26 protein-coding genes and 2 pseudogenes are annotated in these 25,510 nt (G+C 38.0%); 14 read left to right on the top strand and 14 right to left on the bottom strand.

All coding sequences use genetic code 11. The annotated features are described in order from the left end of the window. Nucleotides 1-101: 101 nt before the first annotated feature. Nucleotides 102-959, top strand: a complete 858-nt coding sequence (locus JOD17_RS16160) for a manganese catalase (protein WP_169967509.1) — start codon at nt 102-104, stop codon at nt 957-959. A 34-nt stretch (nt 960-993) separates the two neighbouring features. Further along, a complete protein-coding gene (locus tag JOD17_RS16155) occupies nt 994-1,299 on the top strand; it encodes a hypothetical protein (RefSeq protein WP_204698998.1) in 306 nt (101 codons plus the stop codon). 147 nt (nt 1,300-1,446) lie between these two features. On the opposite strand, the pseudogene JOD17_RS16150 reads toward JOD17_RS16155, so the two are convergent. Further along, nucleotides 1,447-2,511 (bottom strand): annotated as a pseudogene (locus JOD17_RS16150) (transposase). Between the two features lie 149 nt (nt 2,512-2,660). Here JOD17_RS16150 and JOD17_RS16145 point away from each other — a divergent pair. Beyond that, nucleotides 2,661-3,896 (top strand): MFS transporter, encoded by a 1,236-nt coding sequence (locus tag JOD17_RS16145; RefSeq protein ID WP_204698997.1) that lies wholly within the window; start codon nt 2,661-2,663, stop codon nt 3,894-3,896. Between the two features lie 136 nt (nt 3,897-4,032). Here JOD17_RS16145 and JOD17_RS16140 read toward each other — a convergent pair whose 3' ends face one another. The 9 genes from JOD17_RS16140 to JOD17_RS16105 form a co-directional block, all read right to left on the bottom strand. Further along, nucleotides 4,033-5,406 carry an amidase gene (locus JOD17_RS16140; protein ID WP_169967469.1) on the bottom strand — a complete coding sequence of 458 codons (1,374 nt, stop codon included), beginning with the start codon at nt 5,404-5,406 and terminating at the stop codon, nt 4,033-4,035. Beyond that, nucleotides 5,399-5,593: a hypothetical protein gene (locus tag JOD17_RS16135; protein ID WP_169967470.1), complete on the bottom strand. Its 195-nt coding sequence runs from the start codon at nt 5,591-5,593 to the stop codon at nt 5,399-5,401. The genes JOD17_RS16140 and JOD17_RS16135 overlap by 8 nt, the downstream gene beginning before the upstream one ends. Nucleotides 5,594-5,801: 208 nt before the next feature. Continuing rightward, nucleotides 5,802-6,308: a type II toxin-antitoxin system death-on-curing family toxin gene (locus JOD17_RS16130; protein WP_204698996.1), complete on the bottom strand. Its 507-nt coding sequence runs from the start codon at nt 6,306-6,308 to the stop codon at nt 5,802-5,804. Then, nucleotides 6,305-6,544, bottom strand: coding sequence for an AbrB/MazE/SpoVT family DNA-binding domain-containing protein (locus JOD17_RS16125; protein ID WP_204698995.1), 240 nt, complete (start codon nt 6,542-6,544; stop codon nt 6,305-6,307). The genes JOD17_RS16130 and JOD17_RS16125 overlap by 4 nt, the downstream gene beginning before the upstream one ends. A gap of 407 nt (nt 6,545-6,951) precedes the next feature. Further along, a complete protein-coding gene (locus JOD17_RS16120) occupies nt 6,952-7,212 on the bottom strand; it encodes a hypothetical protein (RefSeq protein ID WP_204698994.1) in 261 nt (86 codons plus the stop codon). 143 nt (nt 7,213-7,355) lie between these two features. Continuing rightward, the gene (locus JOD17_RS16115) at nt 7,356-7,988 is read right to left on the bottom strand and encodes an ArdC-like ssDNA-binding domain-containing protein (protein WP_169967474.1); all 633 of its coding nucleotides are present in this window, start codon (nt 7,986-7,988) and stop codon (nt 7,356-7,358) included. A 413-nt stretch (nt 7,989-8,401) separates the two neighbouring features. Beyond that, nucleotides 8,402-8,902, bottom strand: a complete 501-nt coding sequence (locus JOD17_RS16110) for a JAB domain-containing protein (protein WP_169967475.1) — start codon at nt 8,900-8,902, stop codon at nt 8,402-8,404. Next, nucleotides 8,895-9,026, bottom strand: a complete 132-nt coding sequence (locus tag JOD17_RS21575) for a hypothetical protein (protein ID WP_275581886.1) — start codon at nt 9,024-9,026, stop codon at nt 8,895-8,897. The genes JOD17_RS16110 and JOD17_RS21575 overlap by 8 nt, the downstream gene beginning before the upstream one ends. A gap of 128 nt (nt 9,027-9,154) precedes the next feature. Further along, a complete protein-coding gene (locus JOD17_RS16105; RefSeq protein WP_169967476.1) occupies nt 9,155-9,556 on the bottom strand; it encodes a hypothetical protein in 402 nt (133 codons plus the stop codon). A gap of 704 nt (nt 9,557-10,260) precedes the next feature. Here JOD17_RS16105 and tnpA point away from each other — a divergent pair. From tnpA to JOD17_RS16070, 7 genes are all read left to right on the top strand, one after another. Further along, on the top strand, nt 10,261-10,644 hold the full coding sequence (tnpA, locus tag JOD17_RS16100) for an IS200/IS605 family transposase (protein ID WP_204698993.1): 384 nt from the start codon (nt 10,261-10,263) through the stop codon (nt 10,642-10,644). 5 nt (nt 10,645-10,649) lie between these two features. After that, a complete protein-coding gene (locus JOD17_RS16095; protein WP_204698991.1) occupies nt 10,650-11,738 on the top strand; it encodes an RNA-guided endonuclease InsQ/TnpB family protein in 1,089 nt (362 codons plus the stop codon). A 186-nt stretch (nt 11,739-11,924) separates the two neighbouring features. Further along, nucleotides 11,925-12,083: a hypothetical protein gene (locus JOD17_RS16090; protein WP_169967478.1), complete on the top strand. Its 159-nt coding sequence runs from the start codon at nt 11,925-11,927 to the stop codon at nt 12,081-12,083. A gap of 96 nt (nt 12,084-12,179) precedes the next feature. Then, a complete protein-coding gene (locus JOD17_RS16085; protein WP_169967479.1) occupies nt 12,180-12,698 on the top strand; it encodes a helix-turn-helix domain-containing protein in 519 nt (172 codons plus the stop codon). Nucleotides 12,699-13,607: 909 nt separating this feature from the next. Further along, the gene (locus JOD17_RS16080) at nt 13,608-14,252 is read left to right on the top strand and encodes a hypothetical protein (protein WP_204698990.1); all 645 of its coding nucleotides are present in this window, start codon (nt 13,608-13,610) and stop codon (nt 14,250-14,252) included. A 42-nt stretch (nt 14,253-14,294) separates the two neighbouring features. Beyond that, a complete protein-coding gene (locus JOD17_RS16075) occupies nt 14,295-15,716 on the top strand; it encodes a hypothetical protein (RefSeq protein WP_204698989.1) in 1,422 nt (473 codons plus the stop codon). Nucleotides 15,717-16,651: 935 nt separating this feature from the next. Continuing rightward, on the top strand, nt 16,652-17,761 hold the full coding sequence (locus JOD17_RS16070; RefSeq protein ID WP_204698988.1) for a hypothetical protein: 1,110 nt from the start codon (nt 16,652-16,654) through the stop codon (nt 17,759-17,761). A 1,339-nt stretch (nt 17,762-19,100) separates the two neighbouring features. On the opposite strand, the gene JOD17_RS16065 is transcribed toward JOD17_RS16070, so the two are convergent. The 4 genes and pseudogenes from JOD17_RS16065 to JOD17_RS16050 all read right to left on the bottom strand — a co-directional run bounded on the left by JOD17_RS16065 (nt 19,101) and on the right by JOD17_RS16050 (nt 22,270). Next, nucleotides 19,101-19,403, bottom strand: a complete 303-nt coding sequence (locus JOD17_RS16065; RefSeq protein ID WP_204698987.1) for a c-type cytochrome — start codon at nt 19,401-19,403, stop codon at nt 19,101-19,103. Nucleotides 19,404-19,517: 114 nt separating this feature from the next. Beyond that, the gene (gene tatA, locus JOD17_RS16060; RefSeq protein ID WP_204698986.1) at nt 19,518-19,721 is read right to left on the bottom strand and encodes a twin-arginine translocase TatA/TatE family subunit; all 204 of its coding nucleotides are present in this window, start codon (nt 19,719-19,721) and stop codon (nt 19,518-19,520) included. Next, a pseudogene (locus JOD17_RS16055) lies at nt 19,708-21,463 on the bottom strand (GMC family oxidoreductase). The gene tatA and the pseudogene JOD17_RS16055 overlap by 14 nt, the downstream one beginning before the upstream one ends. A gap of 33 nt (nt 21,464-21,496) precedes the next feature. Beyond that, nucleotides 21,497-22,270 (bottom strand): gluconate 2-dehydrogenase subunit 3 family protein, encoded by a 774-nt coding sequence (locus tag JOD17_RS16050; RefSeq protein ID WP_338028815.1) that lies wholly within the window; start codon nt 22,268-22,270, stop codon nt 21,497-21,499. Between the two features lie 1,155 nt (nt 22,271-23,425). Between JOD17_RS16050 and JOD17_RS16045 the strand changes: the two genes are divergently transcribed. Genes JOD17_RS16045 through JOD17_RS16030 form a run of 4 tightly spaced genes read left to right on the top strand, consistent with a single transcriptional unit; the run spans nt 23,426 to nt 25,352 of the window. Next, on the top strand, nt 23,426-23,779 hold the full coding sequence (locus JOD17_RS16045) for a hypothetical protein (protein ID WP_204698985.1): 354 nt from the start codon (nt 23,426-23,428) through the stop codon (nt 23,777-23,779). Further along, nucleotides 23,772-24,371 carry a hypothetical protein gene (locus JOD17_RS16040; RefSeq protein ID WP_204698984.1) on the top strand — a complete coding sequence of 200 codons (600 nt, stop codon included), beginning with the start codon at nt 23,772-23,774 and terminating at the stop codon, nt 24,369-24,371. The genes JOD17_RS16045 and JOD17_RS16040 overlap by 8 nt, the downstream gene beginning before the upstream one ends. Next, complete coding sequence (locus JOD17_RS16035) at nt 24,371-24,742, top strand: hypothetical protein (protein WP_204698983.1); 372 nt, start codon at nt 24,371-24,373, stop codon at nt 24,740-24,742. The genes JOD17_RS16040 and JOD17_RS16035 overlap by 1 nt, the downstream gene beginning before the upstream one ends. Then, nucleotides 24,675-25,352: a hypothetical protein gene (locus tag JOD17_RS16030; protein WP_204698981.1), complete on the top strand. Its 678-nt coding sequence runs from the start codon at nt 24,675-24,677 to the stop codon at nt 25,350-25,352. Before JOD17_RS16035 ends, JOD17_RS16030 begins: the two co-directional genes overlap by 68 nt. The last annotated feature ends 158 nt before the right edge of the window (nt 25,353-25,510 follow it).

Raw genomic sequence — 25,510 nt, 5'->3', positions numbered from 1 at the left:
TTATAGAGACAAAGAGCATGTATTCCTCTGTATCAAGCATATATCTATAATCAACGAATAATTATAATGTAGCAGCATACTTATGTTAAGGAGGGATTTATATCTTCTATCACTTCAAAGAGCTTCAATATCCAGCAAAGCCTTCAAAACCAGACCCTGCATATGCAAGGAAGCTCCAAGAAATCTTAGGTGGACAATATGGTGAAATCAGTGTAATGATGCAGTACCTTTGGCAAGGTTTCAACAGTCGAGCAGATGCCAAATATCGTGATTTAGTACTTGATATAGGTACAGAGGAAATTGGTCATGTAGAGATGATCGCTACGATGATTGCTCGACTTTTAGATGATGCACCATTCGATGAACAAGAAAAAGTATATAATAGCGACCCTGCAGTAGCAGCAATTATGGGTGGCTCCAACCCTCAACATGCTATTGTAAGTGGTTTAGGGGCACTACCTGCAGATAGTAATGGATACCCGTGGGTATCCAAGTACATTATTGCTAGTGGAAATCTTCTTGCTGATTTTCGAGCAAATTTAAATGCTGAATCACAGGGCAGATTGCAAGTAGCCCGTGTTTATGAAATGACAGATGACCCTGGAGTAAAAGATATGCTTTCATTTTTATTGGCACGTGATACTGGACATCAAAATCAATGGTTAGCAGCAATTCAAGAATTAGAAGAGAAAGAAAGAGATATTGTAGTACCAACTACTTTTCCGAGAGAAAATGAATTGGAAGCAGTTGCTTATGATTTCTATAATTTTTCTGAGGGAGAAGAAAGTTCAACTGGTCCCTGGGCACGTGGAAAAGCGCCTGATGGAAGAGGATCATTTCATTATAAAAATGATCCAGTTATTTACGGAGAAGAACCAATTTTAAAACCAGCACCTCCTAAAATTTACAATACACCTCGTACTAATAACAATAACGCTATGACGAAAAGAGAATCTTAATTTGGATTTGTGCTATAGAAATTTTAATGAGGTATTGACACAATATTATATGGTTAGTTTAATTGAATATTTAGATACATTATTTCAAATAAAGTTTATCCATCAGGAGAAAAACAAAAATCAAAATATACAAAAACTCTACATAGTAGCAACTACAGAAATGAATCAAGCTTTTTCTTGTTGTAAAAACTCTGAACATAAGGTAAAGTACGAACAATATTTAAAAGAAATCAATTTAACATTGCATTTGTTAACTCAAGAAATTCCATGCAGAGAACTAGCAGAAGAAAAGATAAAAAATTTAAGATATGTAGAAAAAGAAATCTTGAAGCTAATCTAATATGAAACAATAATGAAAGTCCCCAAGTATTTAGGTAAGCAATAAATAATTCAAAAAGGTATAGCACTTCATGAGCTATACCTTCAGGTTGTCGAGAAATCCTTGGTTCCGTGAACCAAGGATTTCTCTTGTGGTCAATTAATATATTTAAATCACGATTTTTAAAGGTGAACATGAAAAAAGCCTCTCCTGCTGTCTGGAGAGGTGCATCGCAATCTTCTTGATGTTCTGCACCGTTGCCGTCATGAGTGCCTTGTTCCGAGGCCCCTTCCAAACGGCGCAAACGAAAATTGCGAAGCCCGTGGAGTTGTTTTGAATCGAAAAGCTTCGCTCAATTTTATATCTTCGCTACGATAGATCGCTTTCCCTTCCTTCGAAAGTCGATTCATTCGCACACGTTCTTTGCTTTCTTCCCACACATGTCGAGTCAGCACTTTCTTGTGATTTTGTGACTGTTTACAGTTTGAAAGAAGTGGATACGTTTTACAATCTTCCGGATTGGAATGGCACTGACGATACCCTTCTCGATGTGTGGTGGAATACGTCAAAGTTTTGGACATGTGTACGTATTGGCTTTTGGATCATACGTATACTTCCACTTTGGGATGCGTCCTTTTACGGACGGTTTTCCATTCCTCCTTTTCCTTTTTGGCTAACGGCTTTTCTCCGTGTTCCTCCCGATCTTGCGTAACCGCCTCATCCAATTCGTCGAAGTTAGACTGTGTTTCGATTTTGACCGTTTTGCGTGTGAAGTGCTGGCGATCTAAGTGTGTAGAATCACTGACTAATACCCGACCACTCACCATGCCTTGTTCCATGGCTTTCACAACCACGTCATAAAAAATGTCTCAAAAGGCCGTCGTTCCTTGAAACCGTCTATGGCAAATAAAACTGATAGTCGAATGATGAGGGACTTTTTCCGTGAGTCCTAATCCAAGAAACCAGCGATACCAATGTTCGTTTGAATGTCTCGTTCCAATTGGTGTTACGAACGAATGCCATACAGATACTCCAAAACATCATCTTAAAGAGCATCACCCGATCATTCGGTGGGCGACCGTTTGTGGTTGAATAATAGGGTTCAACGTTGTCATAAATGAAATTGAAGTCTACATGTTCATCAATTTTTCGTAGTAAATGATCTCTATTGATTTATTAATCAATAGAGATCATTTCTAGTTCAATTTGTTTATCCGTTTGCCGATGTAACAAGACCCATGCCCACCAACCAGTTTCATTAATCATATTTGATTAGCTAGTTAACTTACTCAATATATAAATCATCTTCCTAAAATTACCTTGGATAAAAATGCATTTCATGTAAAAGCTAAATGTAATAATGAAGTTTGGGGTGAACAGTAATGAAAAGAAAGGTTAGTTTATGGTGTATAATTTCTCTTGCCACGATCCCACTTGTCATGACTCTCAGTAACTCTATGCTCATCCCTATTTTGCCTACTTTTGAACGTGAGCTTGGAATTACACCACTCCAATCAAGCATGATAATTACTAGCTTCTCGGTTTCTTCCGTCTTCCTGATCCCAATAGCTGGATATTTATCAGACCGTTTAGGCAGAAAAAAAGTCATCGTCCCCAGCCTTCTAATTACAATTATCGGTAGTTTAATAGCAGCTATTAGCGCAACTACGTTATCAAATTCCTACCTGCTTATTATCATTGGTCGAGTTATTCAAGGAGCCGGTGCAGCTGGTGCACTCCCTATTGTTATTCCCCTTGTCGGGGATATCTTCCAAAATGATGATGATCATGCAAGTTCAACGCTCGGCCTTATCGAAACGTCAAATACCTTCGGTAAAGTAATTAGCCCAATATTAGGAGCTGGGCTAGCTACAATTGTGTGGTTCATTCCTTTTTATGTAGCTGCATTATTGGCTATAATCGCAGTGACACTGGTTATTTTAACTTTACACCCTCCTAATAAAAATATTGACTTTCAAAAGCAAAATCCCCCAAGATCTAGATTCCTACAAAGCACGAAAACAGTATTTAACAAAAATAGAAACTGGCTATTCACTGTATTTTTTACTGGAGGATTTACAATGCTTTTATTATTTGCTCTGCAGTTCTTTCTCTCTGATCATTTAGAAAAAACTTTTGCAGTACAAAATATAAGGAAAGGATTACTGCTAGCGATCCCTCTTCTTTTTCTGTGTGGCGCATCCTTTTTTAGTGGCCGCCTAATTAATGGAGACCTCAAAAGAATGAAATGGATGATGGTTTTATCGCTCAGCATTATACTGTTATCTTCTCCTCTTGTCGGATTCGTTAAAGAATCATTATTTTGGTTGCTTACAACTGTGAGTATAATAGGTGTTTCGATTGGAGCTATTTTGCCAGCTCTTGATGCATTCATTACAGAGAATATTGAAAAAGAGTCACGTGGTTTAATTACTTCTTTTTATAGTTCAGCACGTTTTACTGGTGTAGCTGCTGGTCCTCCGTTAATGGCAATATTATTAAATCACGTAACAATTACGTTTGGTGTAGTCAGCTTATTAATTATAGTAAACTTAATCATAGTCATTAAATTTATAAACAGTGAAAAAACAAAGAAAAAGGCCCTTAACACTTTATAATACTAATCTTTGTTCAAAAATTAGCGCTCTAACTCTCATTAGTTACATTATAATGTCAAAGAATCGTAATAAATGTTCTTTACAAGGATCAAAGGTTTGTAAAATTAAATCAATAACCCATTTATTAATTATTTCTTTATAGGTTATCTTGTCTTTCCCACGCATTACCAAGTTTTATTAATATATCTTCTGAAAGATGATTTGCTATAAATTGCATGCCTGCTGGTAAGCCATGTGAATCAAATCCTATAGGAACAGAAAGAGATGGAGTTCCTGTTAAATTTGCTGGAGAGGTAAACGGCATACATCTTTTGATGATGTCTAAATTTTGATTAACAAAATTAGTATGAAAACGTTGAGTAGCGTGCGGAACAACCGGACCAACTATTATGTCGATTTTTTCAAAAGTTTTGCTAAACGCTTGTGTCAATAAACGTCTTACCTGTTGTGCTCTAACGTATTGTAATGCGGTTGTTAAGAATCCGGTCTTAAATAAGCTTCGGACATCTTGAGCGTAATCATTTCCCTGCGTGGTTAACCACTTTGATTGAGATGTTGCAGCTTCTCCTGTCATAATGACATAGCCTGCATAAGGAGCCATCGTTAGTTCAGGAATATCGATTTCTTCAACCTCAGCTCCCATTGACTGTAGTTTCTTTAAGGCATGATGAAAAAGTAATAATACTTCTTGGTCTAGTTCCTTTAAGAAATAAGTTGGTATTCCTATTTTCAGACCATTTACACTCTGATTTAAACTATTTCTATAATCTATTTTTGGGGATTTAATGCTACCAGGTTGCTTAGAATCATAACCAGCTATAACGTTTAACATTAGAGCAAGGTCTTCAACCGAACGAGCCATTGGTCCAGCGTGATCTAAGGTCCATGATAAAGGTAAGATACCATAAGTGCTGACGAGACCATACGTGGGTTTTAGACCGTACACGCCACACATCGAAGCTGGGACTCGAATAGATCCAAAAGTATCGGTTCCAGTTGCTAATGGGATTAGCCCAGCCCCTAAAGCACCTCCACTTCCACCACTTGAGCCCCCAGTCATATAATTTAAATCCCAAGGGTTACGGCTATTTCCGAAGAACGGATTAGTATTTGTTAACCCACCACCAAATTCATGCATGTTTAGTTTACCCAATATAATGCTACCAGCATCAATCAATTTTTCAACGACTGTCGCATTTTCATTAGGAATAAAGTCTAACAGCAACTTAGATCCTCCAGTCGTTTTAATACCTTTTGTATAAAAATTATCCTTTATTCCAATTGGAATACCGTGGAGGAAGCCCTTGTATCTCCCTTTCATTATTTCATCTTCTGCAATCCGAGCTTGATTAAGAGCAGATTTATGAAGAGGTGTTATAAATGCATTAACAGCTGGGTCAATGTCATCGATTCTTGATAACAAAGATTCTGTTAGTTCTACTGGAGATAACTGCTTTGCTTCTAACAATGGAGCGAGTTCATTAACCGTTAAAGAATTTAAATCAGTCATTTTGAATCAACTCTGGGTCAACAACTGTAATTGGTATTGCTTGATTCAAATTCGGGAAGTTTTTAAGAGGTGTTTGGGCTTGATTAATGGTATGAAGAATACTTTCAACATAAGGGATATCTACAGGGGTTATGTAAGTTTTTGACAACAGTAAACTTTGCTGAACATAACAATTCCAACTATTCAAGACATTCACTCCATTCGATTAGACTCTTAATATATTATGAAACTAACCTTACAATATGCAATAACAGCACTTGAAACTGGGAACTTTGAAATCCATACCCATTCAAACAAAAAAGCACTATAAAACCTTAATTTTGGTTTTGTAGTGCTTTTCGTTTATATATTATTCTCTATGATCAAGACACCCTATGAACATTATCCCTTTCTTTCTAATCTGTATAACCTTCGTTATGATAACTCCTCTGTGTTCTTGCTATCTTAGTTCTTGTTCTAGATATAATGAAAAAGACAAGATGACAATTATTAATCATCTTGTCTAGAATGCACCTTAATCCCTCTGCAATATAAAGGATATGCTTTTCCATATCGACAGTTTTATCATCATTTTCTGCGATTTCAACTGTGAAATTAACAACCTCATCATTAGAGGCTGTTAACGTTATATTATTCAATTGCAACATACCCAATAAAAACCAAAATGCTGTAAGTTTGTTCGCATTGTGAAATGCATGATTATTAATCAACGAATAAAAAAGTGACGAACATTTTAGATATAATGTAGGATAAGCCTCATACCCAAAAACATCCGTTTTAGGACGGTTTAATGCTGAATCGAGATTTCCATATTCTTTAATTCCAATTTCTTCTCCAGGTGAGTACTTGGTTATGATGTATGCATTGATGCGCTTCACTTCTATTTCCGAAACATTATTCATTTTCGATCGACTAATCTCCTTGTAGCATCACCATACGTTTCACCCGATTGCTCTAGAAAATCTAGAAACTCTTGATCTACACCTGTTTCTTGTTTATTAATTGGTTTAACGAAAAAACCTCCATCTTTTAATTCGATTTCCAATTCTGTACTCTCATCAATGTTAAGTGCTTTTTTTACATAAGCAGGGACCGTGAGGGCATGACTTCCACCATACGGGTGCATCTTTGTAGTCATCGATTTTTTCCTCCCTTGTACAGATTTATCTCTTTTACCTCCTTGATTTTTCATGATTATATCACCTCATATAAAATTTATATATTCAAAAGTATATACATTAGTATATGAATGGTATAATCAAAAAGATGTCAATCTAACCAAGAAACCAGATTTTGTAGACAATAGAGAGAAGCTTGTGCTCCATCATAGCTGCAAAGACTACTCTTTGCTAGTTTAGCGATGAAAAACAACAATTTATTGTTGTTTCGAGCTTTTCTTTTTTTAAATAAAAGTTCGGTATGTGAAATTAATATTGCTAAAAAACAAAAGACAACCTTTAACGGCCGCCTTTTGTTTTCCAATTTTCCAATCAGTGATTAATGCACATAGCTTTTCTTTCTAATCTGTCTAGCCTTCGTTCCATGTCATTTAAATTTATTATAATACAGCTCTGTATCAATTTTTAATTCATTATATATATCTATTTGATGGTTTATCTTCTTATTTACGTTCTTTAAGAACGCGACAACTTCTTCTTGTTGCGCTTGCTCAATTCGATCAAGACGGTTTAGAACCTCTCCAAATTGAGAATCGACCATATCAAACCTTTTATCTATACTCTCAAACCTTTTATTAACGTCATTCTTCAGTTCAAATATAGCGTCTAGAATTTTCTGACCATCCATCCTACCCCTCCATTTTATCGATTGTATCACATTATTTAATGATCCTGTATCTCTTAAAATCATGCAAATAATGTCTTATGATAACCTCTCTGTGTGCCCGCTGTCTTATTTCTTTTTCTACTAATATAAAGAAAAAAAGATGATTATATTGTCTCACTTCCATTGAGTCGACTGATATGACCTGTGGAATGTACCATCTCATGAAACAGCGTGGCATAATATCCTTCGGCATTATGAAATCGACCAATATCAGGCATCATTACGATATCCTGTTGACTGCTATAGGCCGCTTGTATACCGCTGATCACTTCTGGACAATCCGAATAAGCGTTCAACAACTGTTCGCAAGCATCAATGGCATTATCATGTCGATGAACGACCACTCGCTTAGGTTCCAACCCTTCGACCTGATGTTCAATGTTAAATACATTCGCGGTCTTTACCATTGGGATCTGCTTTTTATTTTTTTCTTCACTTTCGTCTTGTTGACTCTCATCATCTGTAATTGTAATCGGCTTGTAAATGAGGGTTTTCATGGCTTTTGACCCTTTTTTGATTGTGCCACCTTCGTCTTTAATCTGCTTGAACGTCGCCCACTCACCACCCCCAAGAAGCAACTGGTTGAAGCCAAGATAACGCTTCATCGAGATGCGATTGTAGGCATCGGGAACTGTCCAAGGTTTACGCCAAGGTATGTCTCCCTCTTTTAATCGTTCTAAGATAATCTCGACTAGAGAATGTACAATTTCCGTCGTTGTTGTTCGTTTCTTTTTCATCTATTTTTTCCTTTCCACACTCTAACCACCGAAGCGGCATTTAGAATGTGCCGCCTCGTTTACGCCAGAGGGGAAGGCTAGTTTTTAATTTCCCAAATGTACTTTAAGTTGAAATGTTCTTTTACTTTTGGAATGACTTCATCGAAATCTTTCGCCACGAATTTCCATACACAGACGTTGTCTTTCCTTCTGTTAATAAAGTATTCCTTGCATCGTTCTTCCTCAAGGATTCCGTCTTGATTTCTGACTTTACGTGTAATGGATTGGCCGAAATAGACTGAATGAGATAATGATCGGAAAAGTCATTCACCAACATTACAGGCTGCTCACTTTTTTTCATACGTTTGATCCTTTCCACATCATAACCTGAACGGCCAATGATGCGCCGCTCAACTGCCAGTGGGGAGGCTTATTTAGAATGATTCCGCTACGATTAAATTAAACTTCACTTCTTCTTTTGGATCGATATACGTCGATTGTGTTAGACCTTCCTTAATGCTGTAATAACCACCTACACCATTCACAATAATGTGATCTAAAACAGGAATACCGATTAGCTTTCCGGCTTCTACTACACGATCTGTAAAGTCTATATCCTCTTCAGATGGCGTTACATCATAACTTGGGTGGTTATGGGCCAAAATAATTGATGCAGCATTATTTAGAATTGCTGTTTTAAAAATAGTTGCGGGGTGTGCAATACTTTGATTAATTATTCCAACTGATACGGAATGGATTGCCACAACTTTATTTTTTGTGTTTAAACACAAAACTAATAGCTCTTCACGATCTGAATCACCAATCGTCATCGTTGCAATTTTAGCAGCGGTTTCTGGATTATTAAGAATATCAAAGTTATATTCAACTTCTTTTACAAATTGCTTAATTTTCAGTATTTCATAGACTTTATTCATTTTTATCATCCTTTACTTTTTCTACATCTACATCTACATCTACATCTACATCGATCGTATCTACTAAGTCACATACTCTTGAATCCATTCCATCTTGAACCGCTTGTTTTAAATTCCTCTCCACGCAATCCCGACTCGAACAGCGTTTTTACAAGGCGTTGTTAATGGCTTTCTGATCCTCTTTAAGAAGTTGACCTACGTATGCCTTATGCTTATTCAATAGAACGATTTCGCAACAGCTCTTATTCACTTTTAATCATCTGCACTACTTTTTAATAGCTCGAATAGTGTTTTCTTGTTCTTGTATCTGCGTTCAATATCCGTGTATTCAATCGTTTCTAGCAGCGAAACGAAGTAAATGCATGATGCTTCACTTCCAATGAATAGTCGCTGCAACATCACCCAACTCGCGCCTAATAAATCTTTACATGCAATATCCCATAACACTTTAACTTCATACTCATCTAGGCTTTTGGAATACACTTCCACTTCAATTGCAGAAACGCCAGGTACATTTTCTTCAGTTAATTGACTGATGGCATCAATAATTGAAATAATCATGTTCATTGATGCGTAATGATACGTAACCTTCGGGATATAAACATTCATGAACGATGCATGATACGTTATTGTTGGACCTACATCTGTAATCATTTGTCTTACACTCTTTTTTATTGCAACAAAAAAAGAGAACAATAATCATTGCTCTCTTGTTGTTGCATCTCTATGTTTTTTGATACGTGTTTCTTATTCTCTTTTAGTCTTTCTTCTCTTCTTCTCCTTTCATTTTGCTATCTATAGGCATAAAAAAAGCGTACGAAAAATAGCACTCCAAGGAATGTTTTTTTCGTACGCTCTTGTATTTTGATAATTTCTTGCTTAAGTTTTAGTGTAGCGGAATTAGTACGCTTTCTGCATACTTTTTCATTTCTTCCCTGCACCTAAAAAGGGGGGACGAAAAGGGACGTAGGTAAAGATCATTTTTAACACATTCATCTTAACAAATTTCCTGATTTATTAGCAAGGGTTTTTTACTAAACGTTGAAAAAACTGTGTCGTATCAGCCTTTAGGGGTTGTCGGTACATTGGCTATCTTGTCAGAATCTAGTAGCCTATGATACAGTTAAACAAATCAAATATCCAGGTAAACGACAAATCGCCCTGATCTACGTAAATGTTTGGTCGACATTTAGATCAGAGCGATTAGAAATACAGGTGAACCTGATTGACATTCGTCAATTGATATGAAACTAAGGTTTAGCTTTATTAAATTGATGTGCTAATCATATCAAAGAAAATTTCTAACGTCAATCATTACAGATTCAGTGAGCGGGAAAGCCCTCGCCTTTAGGCGTGGGATGAAAGCGAAAACAACTGTCCACCTCATCAACTATCATTTTGTGTTTTGTCCAAGGTACCGCCGGAAAATCTTTAACAACGAATCATTGGATCTACGCTTTAAGGAACTAGTCAAGGAAACCTGTTCTGAATATGGACTAGAGGTTGTCTCGATGGAAACAGATAAAGATCACGTTCATTTGTTTATCAACGCTTCTCCGTTTCTCAGTCCCTCAGACATTATGGCTAAGGTAAAAGGTAAAACGTCGAAGATACCCCGTGAGGAATTCCCTGACATCAAGCACCTGCCATCTCTTTGGACAAGAAGCTATTCTGTGTCCACTGCGGGTAATGTCTCAAGTGAAACGATCAAGCGCTACGTTGAAAACCAAAGGAAGAGGTGATTGTAATGTCGGAAAAAACGGAGATCGTAACCCAAGCCTTAACGATTAAGATAAGGTTAAAGCCAAATCCTTCCCAAAATGACTTGCTAAAGCGATCCTCCACACTTTATATCGCCACAATAAATCGTCTTGTTTCCGAAATGGTTGAGTCTAAGGCGATTACAAAGAAAACCTCTAAACATGTGGATGTTGAGTTAAACAGCGCTGTAAAAAATCAGGCAATTCGAGACGCAAAGTCAGTGTTCCAAAAAGCTAAGAAAATGAAATTTTCAGTCATATCTATTCTCAAAAAACCAGTCATCACATTTAACAATCAGAACTTCTCAACAACACAAGAGGGTATAAGCTTTCCACTTATGGTTGACGGGAAGTCCACACGAATGTTTATTAAAGCGATTGTTAACGAGAGGGAGTGGGAGCTTTTGCAAGACGCTTCAAAGGTGGGTTCTCTGCGGATCACAAAGAAAGGGGAAGATTGGGTCGCTCAGATTGCGATTGAGAAGATCTCTTCACCCTCGTCGTCTCGGAAGGTTATGGGCGTTGATTTAGGTGTCAAAGTCCCGGCTGTTTGTGTCACTGACGTTGACGAAGTTCGATTTTTTGGAAAAGGAAGACAGAATAAATATGTTAGGCGTTACCACTATTGTCGCAGAAAGCGTCTTGGTAAACAGAAAAAAATAGACGCGATTCGTGCATCAAAACACAAAGAGCAACGCTACATGCAGAACCAAGATCATAAGATCAGTCGTCAAATTGTCGACTTTGCGGTACGCATGGACGTAGGCGTAATTCATGTTGAGAAATTAGCAAACATTCGAAAGACGACAAGAACAAGTCGCAAAAACAACCGATCGTTGCATGCGTGGTCATTTTATCGTCTAATTCAATGTATTGAATATAAAGCAGCCTTAGTCGGGATCAAAGTCCAACATGTCGATCCAAAATATACGTCCCAATCTTGTCCTGCATGCGGAGAACGAAACAAGACAATAACAAGATCTTTTTACTGTAAACAATGTCAATACAAAGACCATAGGGATGTAGTCGGTGCCAAAAACATTCGTTTTGCACCTGTGTCTGGTGGTAATAGCTAGGCAGCTTAGGTAGGTATAACCTCTGACCTAAGACGGGCTGATGACACAGCCCCTAACTTGAGGCGAGTTCAAACCAGAAATGGACTGCGAACGGTTTTGTACTCAAGAATCCCACTGCTTTAGCTGTGGGAGTGTCAAACCTCTATTTCGTCGTACCTTCGGGTAAAAATGAAAAGAGGTTTTTTTGTGGATCATTTTGAAGAATACGACCCATATAAAGATTACGACAACAATCGCTACACTCATACTAAGATTATTAAAACGGGTGGATTTATCCATCATTCAAAGGGGAACTTACGGCCTGACACTGAGAACCGTATCATTCCATTTAAAGAAATTGCATAAATTGACCTTGATGCTATTGGACATCGTCTTCCGCAACAAGATACATTTCAATTTACTATTGTATCGAATTATTTGCTAGACTTCTGGACCCCTATCTTGACGCAAGAAGCTGTGAGTCTCTATATTTTACTTAGAAGATATGCATTTCAAAAAGATTATTGTTACGTGAGCATACAAAGCCTAGTACAGAAATTCGGTAAATCAGCGAATACAATACGTAAATATTTAACAATTTTAGAAGATCACTCTTTTATTATGGTTTTCCATAGGTTTGATAAACATAGTGAAAATAAAGCTACATCGCCTTTAATAAAAGTACGTCGCTATATCCCTTTCATTAGCAGCGAGGATTTTATGAAATTACCAGACAAAATAAAGAATGAACATGATAAGTTTTTACAGGTTTTACATAAAGGGACAGACCTTCAAAATAAGACAAGCACTGAAATCTTGAATACACACACCAAATTCGATTCAACTTCAGTAAATATTGTAGAAAATCATAAAAGCTTATTGGTTGGACAAATGAAGCGAAGACGGCTTCTTGATCAAGAAAATGTTAAAAGCGACTATAAATATGTATTTGAAACCTCACTATGGATGAAAAGAACCTAACAAATAAGATTAAGAATAAACTTCAATCCATTATATCAAAACCTTCATATGATCTAATTGCTTCACAAATTATATTTATAAAGGTTACTGACACTCATTGGAAAATCATTTGCCCTTCAGAATATATAAAAGAATTTGTGAAGCAGAGCTATATTAATTTGTTTAAAGAAAGAGACGATCTAGAAGAATTTCATAGATCAACTCAATTTGATGTAATATTGATAGAAAATTTCTTAGTAGAAAGAACCCATTAATGGGTTCTTTTTATCTTAAATACGGTCTACTCAATGGATGAGTAATACTATTCAATAAATGCGTAGTACCCCACTCAGTGAATGCGTAATACTACGCAATGGTTGAGTATTATACTACTCAATAAATGCGTAGTATACTTATCCACATAATCCACAGGTGAAACTTGCTTATTTTCCATTTTTTAGGTTAATCATACTACTCAATGGTTGAATATACCCCCTACTCAGCCATTGAGTATAAAGAAGTAAGAACTTATACTTAAAAAATTCTTTAACTAAATAATAGAAAGACTATCCTGACTATGATAATTTATAACTCCTTTCGAAATTATAAATTCACACTAAAAAAAAGCTCTAACAAAAGCAAAGATTGGAATAAACTTACTGATAAGTCTAACTATTCTTCTCGGTCTTTCTTAAATAGATATAATGTTTTTCAGCTCTAGCAATCATTTCTTTTGCTTCTTGTTGTGCTTTCTTCTTATCTTTCTTTAATCCCATGCTGATCAGCCACCTTCCCCATTGCTTTTTTTAACAGTGTCACCAAAAATAAGCAATGTTAAACATACCTTCTGCCCTACTCTCATATAGTTAAAAAACTTGGGAATCAGAGAATCATTCCATGAGATATTTCTAAAAGAGAAGGTGATTTAACATGGGGGAGAAGATTATTGCTCCGAGAAAAGAGCGTTCCGATAAGAAACGAGATTGTAAACCAACCGTTCCCGCTGCTCTTTATGAAACACTGGATCGAGTTTCATATATTACGATGCAGCCAATTAAGTCTGTAGCTGAATCGCTATTAGAAGAAAGCTTCCAAAGCGACTTAGTAATCGAATATTTTGCACCTGAATTGATGCGTGACTTGTGGATCGGCAACAAGATGTATGTTGGCCATGCCGTACAAAATGACTACTCAGGCAAAGTTATACGAGTTCCACATCCAAAAACTAAATTGAACATGAGACTCACAAAACATATCTATAATCAGTTGGAATCGTTCGCTTATGCGATCGGTAAGACTCCGACTTCTACCGCAGGGGAAATCATTAGAGTGGCTTGTCAAGAAACACCGCTCTTACAACGTCATATTGAGCAAAGTATCATGGACACACTAGATTATAATCGTAGACAACAATTAAAAGAGGTCTTACGGTTCATTCATGAGTGTAATCCAGAAGCAGTACAGTTTTCATTTTTGAATTTACTCGATTCCATCATCGCTAAGTTTCGATCTAAAACGAATTCGCTTGCAGAAGCGGTCGATGCGTACTTAAATGATTGGTCGGAGGATGAATGATAACTAAACGTTTGATATAATAAATGACAAGGTGGTGAGCTTATGGGAGAACTAATTATTCCAGAAAAATTTATTAAAGAGACAATTCCTCAGCAATTAGGAGAAGAATTTATTACACTTTTTCATGAGTATTATCAAATGTCTCTAACCACTTATATTGAGCGCATTATTCAAGAAAACTTCACCGTCCATCAAAACCCTACGATGACTGATAAATACGCAAAAGAATTAAAATCTAAAGTCATAAACAATAGTCGTCAGAAGAAAAAACGTCGTTGGTTGTCGACTATAAGAAATCAAATCAAGAATCCTACGACTAAACGGACTGAAATTCTAGCGGATATTGATAATATGAATTTGTACATGCAACGTTTTGGCAGCAGTGCATTTCAAAGACACTTTCAAGCCGTAACAGTCGAAGAAGCAACAAGTGATATTCTTGAAGAAATCGAAGCTTGGGCAAAAGACCCTTCAAAGAAAATGTCGGACTATAGATACATTCGTGAAAAACATGATTATCAAATAAAAGCGGTACTGGAATCAGATCTTATCGTTGAAATTACGGAAATTTTAACTTCATATCCTGGGGGCATAAAAGGCCTTATATCTGAAGAACCAGATGCTTATATCACTAATCCAGTAAGCACTCCTAAGAAAATTACATATAAACGCTCTCAAACACTTGTTGATCAAGATGGTGAACAAATGGAGTTGCTCACTGAGAAGGACTTTGAACAAAATGAGTCATTCCAAGTTTTGTTTGGCTCTCAAGGTTCACTCGAACTTGACGCTCAACGTGCTATGGACCCTATTGACCGGGAAGTATTTGGTGCAATTATTAATCATCGATCAGCTAACTTCCTCAAAACTAGGATTATCACTGTTAAGTTAGGTGAGCTTGTACGGGACGTCCATGGACCACGTAAAAGCAGTAAATATTATCAGGGTATGCGAAACCGATTAGCAAAACTTCGCTCTTTGACTTTTCGTTTAGTTCAAGAAGGGAAAGAAACTGCTGTTTTCGGCTTTCTAGATAAAGTTCAGTATTACGATGAAGATAGCACTGAAATTGCGGAGATTACAATTAACAGCTACGTGCATCAACAATTCGTCGAACGACAAACGACCAAGATATACAGTGAGATGCTGCAAGGCTTGTCTAACAATATTTCAAGAAGCATTGTGTTTATCTTACAAAAAGAGCGTTTCGCTGAATATAGTCAAGAGAGTATCGCTTTAGACGAAGAGCAACAATACGATTACGGGTTCTTTAACCGACGAATTACATTTAACACACGTAATCAGAATTCAAATATGGATATAATTGAATTGGCTATGCAAGAAATTATGAGTAACAATATATGTATTAAGGATTACAGAAGAGTACAGGATGTATTTTACGTAAAGTTCTTACCAATCACCGATACAGAGTTAGCCGATTTAGGACCAATAAAATTGCATTAGAGAAATCCTCTTGTACAATCTTTACACTAATATAATATTGAAATACAAAAAGAAGCTAGGTAAACTGATAGCTTCTTTTTGTATTTCAATATTAAGTGCTAATGATTTTAGTTGATGAGGATGAATGAATAGTGTTTTAAAATTGCCTTCCTTATTTATAACTGAATCCACATTCGCACCTTTATTAATTCGAATGAATTCTTGTATCAGAGATAACCCTTCTAAATGATTTCAGAATAAAAAGTTCTTAATATTAATATGCTTTACTTTATAAAATATCAAAACTATTAAACCTCAGCTCTCAATCCTCAAGCCCTATGCCACTAACCTACTCCTTAATAAAGTTTAATATTACTTACGCCCTTATACTTTAATCTTTCTATAATTTCTCACATAAGCTTGGGCGATATTTTGCGTCCTTTTATGAACTTGGGCGAAGTCTTGCGTTCCTTTTAAGTATGTTGGGCGATATTTTGCGTTCTTATTGGCAAAAATGAGCAATTCTTTATGAATCTATAAAAAAAGAAATTTTTTTTTGCTCAACTTGGGCGAAGTTTTGCGTTCCTTTTTGATACCTTGGGCGAAGTTTTGCGTTCTTTTATTGTATCTTGGGCGAAGTTTTGCGTTCTTTTATGACCTTGGGCGATATTTTACGTCCCTTTTTAGTAACTTGGGCGAAGTTTTGCGTTCCTTTCTATACTAAATTGGTGATTTATGAATAAGGAAATTGTTCAACCCCCTTATTTAAAGGGATTCTATAACTTGGGCGATATTTTGCGTTCCTTTTTGAACATAGATATATCAAGGGTTTCAGCTACTTGGGCGAAGTTTTGCGTCCTTTTTACACGCTTGGAAGATGTTGCTATACTAATTTCAATATTTGACTTATAACCTGAAATAATCCTACTTTCAGACAAACTACGGTGGTGACATAAATGCAAGTACGCGAACTAGGAAAGATTGGTAAAGGAGTATTACGAAACCTCTATGAGCAAGCGGAGACGTATGTTCATTCATCACGTTCCATTAATACAAATGTTATTGAGTTTCCTGGAGCATCTATGTCCAATACCCCTCGTAATATCGATAGTGGGTCAAAGTTACGTGTATCTGAAAAACAGTTATTAGCAGAAATGCAACGTATCCAACAGAATATTAACCATAATCGTTCATTAAATTATTATATGGCAGCCTTTTCAGAAGAAGATTCTTCTGAAATGATTCAAGTCAATTACCGCTTACCTAAATACGCCATCCTTACATACCTTATGTATCATTTTTTACCTGTTCATCAAATGGGAGAAGATGGCGTTGTTGAAAAGGTTAACGTAAAAGAAGTTGCAGCTAAACTTAAATGTTCGATTAAGACAGTTGAATACAGTAATAAACGTCTTTCTGACATGGGTTTAATCTACGTATCTAATTGTGGCAAAGGATATATTAATGTTCTCCTTCCTGACTACCAAAAATATCATAGTCAAGGGGGCTATTTTTGGATGCCTTGGATCGGTTTTAAAGAATTAGTAGGTTTGAATGTAAACTCATTGAGAGCACATATCCGTTACTATCTTGTAACAGATAATGCCAAAGCTAAAGAACGATACAATCCTACTCAGCCTGTCGAGCCTTCTCGCATAACTAAGAATGACTTAAAGTTAATGCTACCAAAATATACTCATTTCCATCGTAAACTAACGGAAATTACACAAGTTGAGACATCAGCATTTGATACCTCCTACATTGAGGGACATGTTTATGTTTCTGTTAATCAAGACTTTGATGGACAACTAGTCAAGAAACAGCGAGAAAAAGAGTTTAAGACTGGCTTATCACTTGTACTTGATAAACAAATGCAACATTATAAAGCGACAGAACAAGAAATCAATACATATGTGCAATTTTGTTTTGAGTACTCACCATACGAAGTATCAAAAGCCTTAAACATTATGGATCAAGCGATTGGAAGTGGGGTTTCCATTGTTAACCCTGGGGGCTATATTCGTACTCAGATTCGCATATTGCATACTCAATCACTTGCTTCTTAAAGAAACGATTAACATAATACTGAATGTTTGCCTACGGTTAGTGGGCTTATTTGTCGTGTTCAAACTGAAGTATTTAATAACAGTACATAGTTGTCTATGAATGAGCTATAGATTTTATTTATGCCAAAGTGTATTCGTAGTCTTATTAACGGTGTATAACTATGGATTAATCACAACACTAACCAAGTTGTATTCAATTTTTTATCCACATTAGGAAATAAATCATAAAGATGATGATTTTATATTAGAATTGATGTTTTATACGAAAATTAATCAGCTTTTTACTTATTTTTTTATCCACATACAGATTTTTTCATAACCATTAATAATAGTTCATACACCACTAAAGAAATTACATAGACAAGAATTTTTAAATCATAAACAAACATTCAATAGTAAAAGCAATATAGAAAAAAAGCTCCTTAGTGATGCGAAAAATCATCCTAAAGAGCTTCTAATCATAGACAATCTTATTTTTTATAACTGGACATCCTCTGTATCCCTAATGTAACAACGGATTCAAGCGTTTTATATTTTGCCAATCTATGTTTTAATTTATGCTTTAACTAATGAAATAATCTTTGTAGTAATTCTTGTTATAATTCGTGATTTATAATTGTATTACCTGAAACTGAACACCAATAATACAGAACTATTTATAATAACTACCGATTTTGGAAGCTTTGTCATTAGCAAGTCCTGCACTTGTAAGAGATGAAGCCTTGATAATTGATGACAAACCGTATCGATCTTTAACATAATCAATGGCTTTGCTAATTTCTCCCTTGTGACAATACGATTACTATCAAACAAACTCATTTGACAACAAGCATTCGTCTCTATTTTCTCTAAAGAGATGCTTATGCGGCGTACAGAGCCCCCTTTCCAGCTTTTACGCAACAAAATCCCGCTGCTTGATAAATCTCTAATCCGTTGTTTGTATAGTCTTCTAAGGCTACCAGAAATGGCAATGTAGGCGGTAAATGTTCAAGATTACCGAAGAACTAACATCCGATCCGCAACCTTGGTAAAAGGAATCTTAACGCGGTTACTGACGTACGATCACTAGACCGCACGTTTTTAAATCTCTGGAGAAGCATTTCGTTCACAGTTTTTCAACGAATATTCCTATGTATCCTTCATTCAACTATATAATGCGAATAAGTGCACTACCTTATGGTCTTTGATTCGCATACAAAAAAACCCTTGGTCTTTTAATTATTGAAAAGACCGAGGGTTTAAAAGCTTGTTTCTTTGTTAGACTTAACTATAACCACCAAGTACGCAGCCTTACGTTTAGTGGTTGAAAGAACGTGGGTTAGTCACCCACTTCTAATCATTAGCTTTCGTCTTCTACGTATGCAGCCACGATTTGAGCATCTTCGCCCTCAACGATGTTGGCCGGCATGGCGCCTGGTCCTTCTTCAATCGCTGAGAGTACTTCATCGGCAGTGTATCCTTCCAACGCAGGTCCGGAAGCCCCTTCCATGTTGTCACCGTGACAGCTGAGGCAGCTGGCCGTGTATACTTCTTCTCCAGCGGCTGTATCTACTGTCTCACCTGATTCCCCAGCTTCTTCTTCCCCGCCGCATGCCGTGAGCAGTAGAGCTGAACCTGCAATTGCCATCAATAATTTCTTCATGTTGTGTCTCACATCCCTGTCTCTTTTTTTGTACCTTTCGGAAAGGTTCATTTGCCGTTTACCTATTCCGGGTGAAGTCTTGTGTACACATTATGTTTTTACAAGCGCTGAAGATTAAGCGCCCTTTTTATTATGGCTGACCTTTTGCTCCTCTTGAACTTTTTCATCCTCAAGAAGATCGTGGGTTGATTTTTTAAAAGACTGAATGGTCTCCCCGAACGCACTGCCTATTTCCGGCAACTTTTTCGGTCCGAAAATCAACAAAGCCAATAATAAAATGAGAATTAAGCTCGGCACACCGATATTAAATGGGCTCATCTGAAGTCCGCCTTCCCTCATTGTTATTTAGGTTCCATTTTACCAGTTGTCCGCCACCATTCTTTAAATATTCTTCAATGCCTTCAGCAGCCCGGTATGCTAAGGCGCCAACCGTCCCAGTTGGGTTGTAGCCGCCGTTGTGAGGAAACGCAGAAGCTCCAACCACAAATACGTTGTCGTGGTCCCACATCTGCAGGTAGCTGTTCACTGCTGATGTTTCCGGGTCATCCCCCATAATGACGCCACCTGTATTGTGCGTGGACTGGTAGGGTTCAATGTCAAAATTGCCGAGGTCTTTATTGACCGCAATGTCACTCGCACCCATTTCCGTCAAAATGTCTTCAATCTGCTCTGCCAGATACCTGGCTAAATTTTGATCCTGCTCATGAAAATCAAACGTCATCCGCAGTAGCGGGTTGCCCAATTTATCTGTATACGTAGGATCGAGATCTAAATAGTTATTCACGTTAGGAAGTGATGCCCCTTGAGTCCCCACTGATAACATTCTGAAGAATTGATAGATGGATTGTTCTTTAAATTCCCTGCCGAAACTCGGCGTGCCTGCCGGAACCGCATTGGAGCTGATGGGAGTCCGACCGCCCTGCCGTAGCGAAATCCACCCACCGTGAAGGAAGTCCAGATCACTGTGGTCGAAGTTATCGCCGTTGAAGTCATCAATGGCCATCCCCGGCGCCCATGTGCATGTTGTACTGTTTCTCAAAAAAGCCCTGCCCACTGAACTCCAATTGATAACAATAATTTTTGCCGACGCTGCCGGTTTGCGTTTCCGGGTCATACGGTTGTCCAAGCTCCGACTGTAGGAGCAATCGAGCGTTGTTTAACACGTAACTCGTTAAGACGACGACGTCCGCCGGCTGTTCGTACTCTACGCCCGTCGTCAAGTCTGTGTAACGGACCCCTGTGGCGACCCCGTCTTCATGCAGAACTTCCGTAACATTGGAGTACGTGCGCAGCTCAAAGTTGTTTGTCTCCAAAGCCGTTGGAATGACGGTAACGATTGGATCGGACTTGGCGCCGAAATCACACCCGTATCGGGAGCAATACGAGCAATATTGGCATTGATTAATCCTTTTTCCATCAGGATTCGTATATGTTTCCGACGGGTTGGCCGAAGGAGCCATGAACGGCTGATACCCCATCTCCGTCGTCGTTTCTTTAAACAGCCGAAGGGCCGGCGTCTCTTTCATCGGCGGCGTGGGGTAATCATCGGAACGAAAGCCGCCAAAGGGGTTTTCTTCCCCGGAAATGCCTGCTGTTTTTTCGAAAGTATCATAGTAAGGCTCCAGTTCTTCATATGTAATGCCCCAGTCTTGGAGTGCCATATCTTCCGGGATTTTATCTTCGCCGTATTTCTCCACGGTCTGCGATTGGATTTCAAAGTCGTAAGGAAGAAATCTCCACGTGACCCCGCTCCAATGAACTCCATCTCCCCCAAGGCCTGTCCCGAGCTGAAAAGCGCCGTATTCCCGCATCGGCAGAGCGGTCATGTCCGGCGTATTGCGGAACGTAACCGTCTCATTGGATAAGTTTTGAAGCAGTTCATATCTTGAATCAAAACGAAGCTCGTCTTTCGTCTGCAGAAAATCCTCCGTTTTCTGTTCAGCGCCCCGCTCCAAACCGACAACGTTATAGCCAGCCTTCGCTAACTCAGCTGCAATAATTCCTCCGGTCCAGCCGACTCCTACCGTTACGACATCCACTTTATCTAGTTGTTGTACCACGCCATCTCCCCCTAATCGTAAGCATTTTTATCTTTAGTGATTGTGATCTTTCAGTGCGACGGGATCCATTTCAACAAAATCTTCTTCTTGAATCACGTCTAAATAGGACATCACAGAACCTGGGTGTCCTTTCATCCGCCAGCCAGCCATCTCTCGATTTCCACCGTACAGTGGGTCACAATATGCACCTTCCAGGACAGCCTGCCGCAACAAACTGAAAAACCGAGAAGATGAAACTCCGCGCATTTCCGCATTACCTTCTGAAAATTCCGTCAATATAGCGACGCGGTCTTGTTCCTCTAAATCAACAAAAGCTTCATCATAATCTGAAGTACTGATTTGATTAATCAGCCGAATGCCTTGGAGAAAAATTTCCCCACGGGTAAGCGACGATTGATAACCTTGCGTGTCTGTCCCTTCCTCAAACGGTCCCTGCATATAGTCCCGTGTATTACTGCCCCAATTGCCCGCGAGTTGGCGGTCAATAAAATAAGGTACACCTAAAGCGATTGCCCCTGGACCGTTGCCATCTTCAGGAAAGATGGTTTCGGTCACCATCTCTAACACGCGGAAATCTCCCTGCCGTTTAAAAAACATTCGCGCTTCTTCATACCTATGGGTAGCGCCGTGTCCGTGTTCTTCCGTTGACGTCTCCGTTCCCGTCCCCAACTGGTTGCCGAGAAGACCCCCAAGCAAACCACCCCCAACTAAACCACCGGTAATCAAGCCTGTATTCTTAATGAAAGTACGTCGGGTGATTCCCTCCTGTTGATGGTTTCCCGGCTTCCCGGTTTTTTTGTCTGTCACATTCAACACCTCACTATTATGTAGTCAAATTAGGAAACGCGTGATTACTTAATAATTGTAAGTCTTGGTACATTACGCGTTAAGCGAATAGAAACCGCTTACTTTAAACTTAGCATTTCTTCGGATACATAACTTGTTACTAATAGATGGTTTTTTTGCAAATGGAAACACTGTTACCTCTATGAATAAATTTAGTCCTCACTAATAATAACGTGAATTAGCAGAGTTTTTAAACTATTATTTGTAGCTTTAAAAGAGTAATAGCAACAACGATTTTTTAGATTTACAAGACCCGACACGTAATATGTCTCAATTTTGGTCGTTATGATTCAACATTAATTATGGCCATTTAATTTAATGAAAAAGTATCCTAAAAGTAAAGGTCTTATTGCTATCATTCAATCACCGTCGATCCCATGTCATAACTTAAAAGATTAAGAACGTAAGTAGGGATCATAACAATGGCTTTTTCATTAGAAACTGAAAGTTATATATTGCCCTGAATATTTGCTAAAATATTAGTAAATACTAAAAAACCCATCAGTTTAGGAACACTGATGGGCAAATTTCACAGATTTATATGCAATCTATTAGTAATTATTTATGAGTTCATAGTTTAATACCAACTACTTCACACATCTATTTTACCATGAATCACCCTGTAAGTTCATCCAACATATACAACATGTTGTGTTTTGTTTATTTTAAGTATCGTGCAATCATAATTTATAGGGTATACACTTTTCTTTCGTAAATTTCAACCTCCCCTGTTAGTAATACGAAATTCATACAATGAAGTTGACTTTTTAACTAAGGTTGGGTAATATTTCACTATTCAAAGATCTTTACCTACCTTGCTTTTCATCCCCCCTTTTTAGGCACAGGGATGAAATGGAAACGACACTAACTACGGTTACGTCGAATAGTGCATCATTAAAAATTTAACAATCTATTGGTTATACAATAAAAATTCAAAGGCAGAATGAAAAAGCAACCGTTACGGTCTTTTTTATTCTGCCTTTTTTTTATATATATAAAGAGATTGTTCGATCATGAAACCAAAAGCGAAACGCTAAAAACATTCGGAAAAGGCACGACAAAAAGGAAATGTTCCTTGCTGTCGTGCCTTTTTGCGTTCAAAGGAGATTTCACAAAATGAAAGCCACAAGTTCATTAATCAATTTAACAAGCCATCATGTTCACCTTGTCGGGAGTCATCGTGAACAAATCATCATCAAACCGTCTGGATATGTAGCCCGCTGCACGATAAGCGAAACGTTTACGGACGAATGGATGCATAATCAACCGGTAAAGACGAAGCGAGTCGTATACGGAAGCGCACCTTTGCCACCGATGATTCCTGGTATTCGTTATATTGTTTCAGCCATGACAGCAATGTATGCCGATGATTCACGCACCGATTTATTGGTTCCTTCAGGTGTGGTGGAACGTAACGGAAGTAAGCAAGCATACAGCTTTGCGGTTCAAGGCGGTGAGCAATATGCCTAATGCAATGGAGAGAATTTACGACTTAGTTGAAAACATTATTACATTGCAACCGAGTGCGACAGAGGATGTGCTTAGTAAGCTATGCCAAATTCCTTCATTCGCATATATACAAAGCGAACAAGAAGCGACGGTGATGAGTACACTCGAAGCGATTCTGAAAAAAGCGGAAGAAAAAGTGACGTTCCTTAACGAATACCAATCCTTGGTTGACACCCTCCTTGAGAAAGGAATCGACGAAGAAGAGTTATTTCGTCAATTACACGGTCAACACGAGAACACCATTGAAACATTAACGTACAAACAATTAGCGAAAGCCATCGAACGCATGAAATCATGGGGGATCATGAATGAGAACGCAGATGCCCCGATTTATGTGCTGAATGAATTTGAACTACATCGAGGATACGATCAATACCGCACATATGGATCACTGGTTTTTACAGATGCAGAAGGTATTGAATACCGAGGCGTTGTTAGTGATGCCTGGGTGGATTTCTTCGATCAATTGCATGTGAATGGTCAATTTCTAGCGGACATCGTGAAATGCAAACACCACCTGGTGAGTCTTACGAATGCACGGGCGGTGATGTAATGGAATCTACCGTTTATGAATTCTCAGATCATGTCGTCATTAAACTCAAACGGTTTGCCCTTATCTCACCGAAGAAGCAAGACATAGTTTCGGTTTCTCGTTTAGTAGAGATCAAGCGCCTTGGATCGACGGACGACGTTTTAGTTACTCACTATTGTTGTGACTACCCGAAACACGTGCAGTGTAATTGCGTGAAGCAAGCCTTGACCCTTTATCGCAAGTCACATACGTATCAGTCAGTTCTTCGTGCGTATCAAGACGTGCGAGATACGGATCTTTTATTTTTGGAGGAGTTGTTGGACCATGCAGCCGGACATTATGACAATCGTCAGCGAGTACAACCTGGAGATCAACCCGCGTACAGCGAATAAAATACAGGTTGAAGCCAAATGTCCGTTTTGCCATGGGGACGCGAATAAACGTCGCAAATACAAATTCTCTATTAATGCCGAGATGCATGTGTTTAGGTGTTGGTTATGCAATGCAAGTGGCTATGTATACGATCTAGAGGCTCATTTATCAAATAAACCATACGAAGAAGTTCGAAAAAAATACACGAAGCGAAAACTTCGCAAAGCTGAAAAATTATCACCAAAACAATTAGAAAAGATCGAGAAACGACATTTAAAAGTGGATTATGAAGCGTTTAAACAACAATTTACTCAAATCGAAAAGGAATGGGATGACTACTGTTTGGGCCAAAAGCGTTTGTTACTCAGTAAGATTCTACTTGGCCATGTTCTTAACCTTGATATGATGTCGGCAATCTACGCGCAAGTTGAGTCCAGTGAGGTTCCAAATCTCTATAGTGAGGTTATCCACGAATACCTTCACATCGAAATTACAAAGAAATCATGGGCTATTGAAGCTCGGGCTTCAGTAAAGAGCTTGCTACAGGATTACCAAAGTGAGAATGAACACACCTTAGTGGCCGTTCTCCTCATTCGGCATTATAAACAAGTAGGACGCTTACAGCAGTAGTCATTGCCTGTAGGTGAATCATAAACGAACAGGATCATACAAACGGTCAGACGGAAAACGAAGGAATGAGCGAAAATACCTCTATCATGATTCGGTAATGAGATATATCTATCGATACAAATAAATGCAGAAAATAAAATAAACCTTCCCGCTCAGGT

The sequence above is a fragment of the Geomicrobium sediminis genome, assembly GCF_016908595.1.
Classification (GTDB): domain Bacteria; phylum Bacillota; class Bacilli; order Bacillales; family Marinococcaceae; genus Geomicrobium_A; species Geomicrobium_A sediminis.
Note: the sequence above shows the minus strand (reverse complement) of the source record. Positions and strands in the feature narration are given on the sequence as shown.

Bases quoted from the DNA above. Each gene is read 5' to 3' on its own strand.
- JOD17_RS16130 (WP_204698996.1), bottom strand. From the start codon at position 6,308: ATGAATAATGTTTCGGAAATAGAAGTGAAGCGCATCAATGCATACATC.
- JOD17_RS16105 (WP_169967476.1), bottom strand. From the start codon at position 9,556: ATGATTACAGATGTAGGTCCAACAATAACGTATCATGCATCGTTCATG.
- JOD17_RS16040 (WP_204698984.1), top strand. From the start codon at position 23,772: ATGCCTAATGCAATGGAGAGAATTTACGACTTAGTTGAAAACATTATT.
- JOD17_RS16075 (WP_204698989.1), top strand. From the start codon at position 14,295: ATGGGAGAACTAATTATTCCAGAAAAATTTATTAAAGAGACAATTCCT.
- JOD17_RS16095 (WP_204698991.1), top strand. From the start codon at position 10,650: ATGTCGGAAAAAACGGAGATCGTAACCCAAGCCTTAACGATTAAGATA.
- JOD17_RS16140 (WP_169967469.1), bottom strand. From the start codon at position 5,406: ATGACTGATTTAAATTCTTTAACGGTTAATGAACTCGCTCCATTGTTA.
- JOD17_RS16065 (WP_204698987.1), bottom strand. From the start codon at position 19,403: ATGAAGAAATTATTGATGGCAATTGCAGGTTCAGCTCTACTGCTCACG.
- JOD17_RS16030 (WP_204698981.1), top strand. From the start codon at position 24,675: ATGCAGCCGGACATTATGACAATCGTCAGCGAGTACAACCTGGAGATC.
- tatA (WP_204698986.1), bottom strand. From the start codon at position 19,721: ATGAGCCCATTTAATATCGGTGTGCCGAGCTTAATTCTCATTTTATTA.
- JOD17_RS16125 (WP_204698995.1), bottom strand. From the start codon at position 6,544: ATGACTACAAAGATGCACCCGTATGGTGGAAGTCATGCCCTCACGGTC.
- JOD17_RS16070 (WP_204698988.1), top strand. From the start codon at position 16,652: ATGCAAGTACGCGAACTAGGAAAGATTGGTAAAGGAGTATTACGAAAC.
- JOD17_RS16120 (WP_204698994.1), bottom strand. From the start codon at position 7,212: ATGGATGGTCAGAAAATTCTAGACGCTATATTTGAACTGAAGAATGAC.
- JOD17_RS16035 (WP_204698983.1), top strand. From the start codon at position 24,371: ATGGAATCTACCGTTTATGAATTCTCAGATCATGTCGTCATTAAACTC.
- tnpA (WP_204698993.1), top strand. From the start codon at position 10,261: ATGAAAGCGAAAACAACTGTCCACCTCATCAACTATCATTTTGTGTTT.
- JOD17_RS16110 (WP_169967475.1), bottom strand. From the start codon at position 8,902: ATGAATAAAGTCTATGAAATACTGAAAATTAAGCAATTTGTAAAAGAA.
- JOD17_RS16080 (WP_204698990.1), top strand. From the start codon at position 13,608: ATGGGGGAGAAGATTATTGCTCCGAGAAAAGAGCGTTCCGATAAGAAA.
- JOD17_RS16145 (WP_204698997.1), top strand. From the start codon at position 2,661: ATGAAAAGAAAGGTTAGTTTATGGTGTATAATTTCTCTTGCCACGATC.
- JOD17_RS16115 (WP_169967474.1), bottom strand. From the start codon at position 7,988: ATGAAAAAGAAACGAACAACAACGACGGAAATTGTACATTCTCTAGTC.
- JOD17_RS16045 (WP_204698985.1), top strand. From the start codon at position 23,426: ATGAAAGCCACAAGTTCATTAATCAATTTAACAAGCCATCATGTTCAC.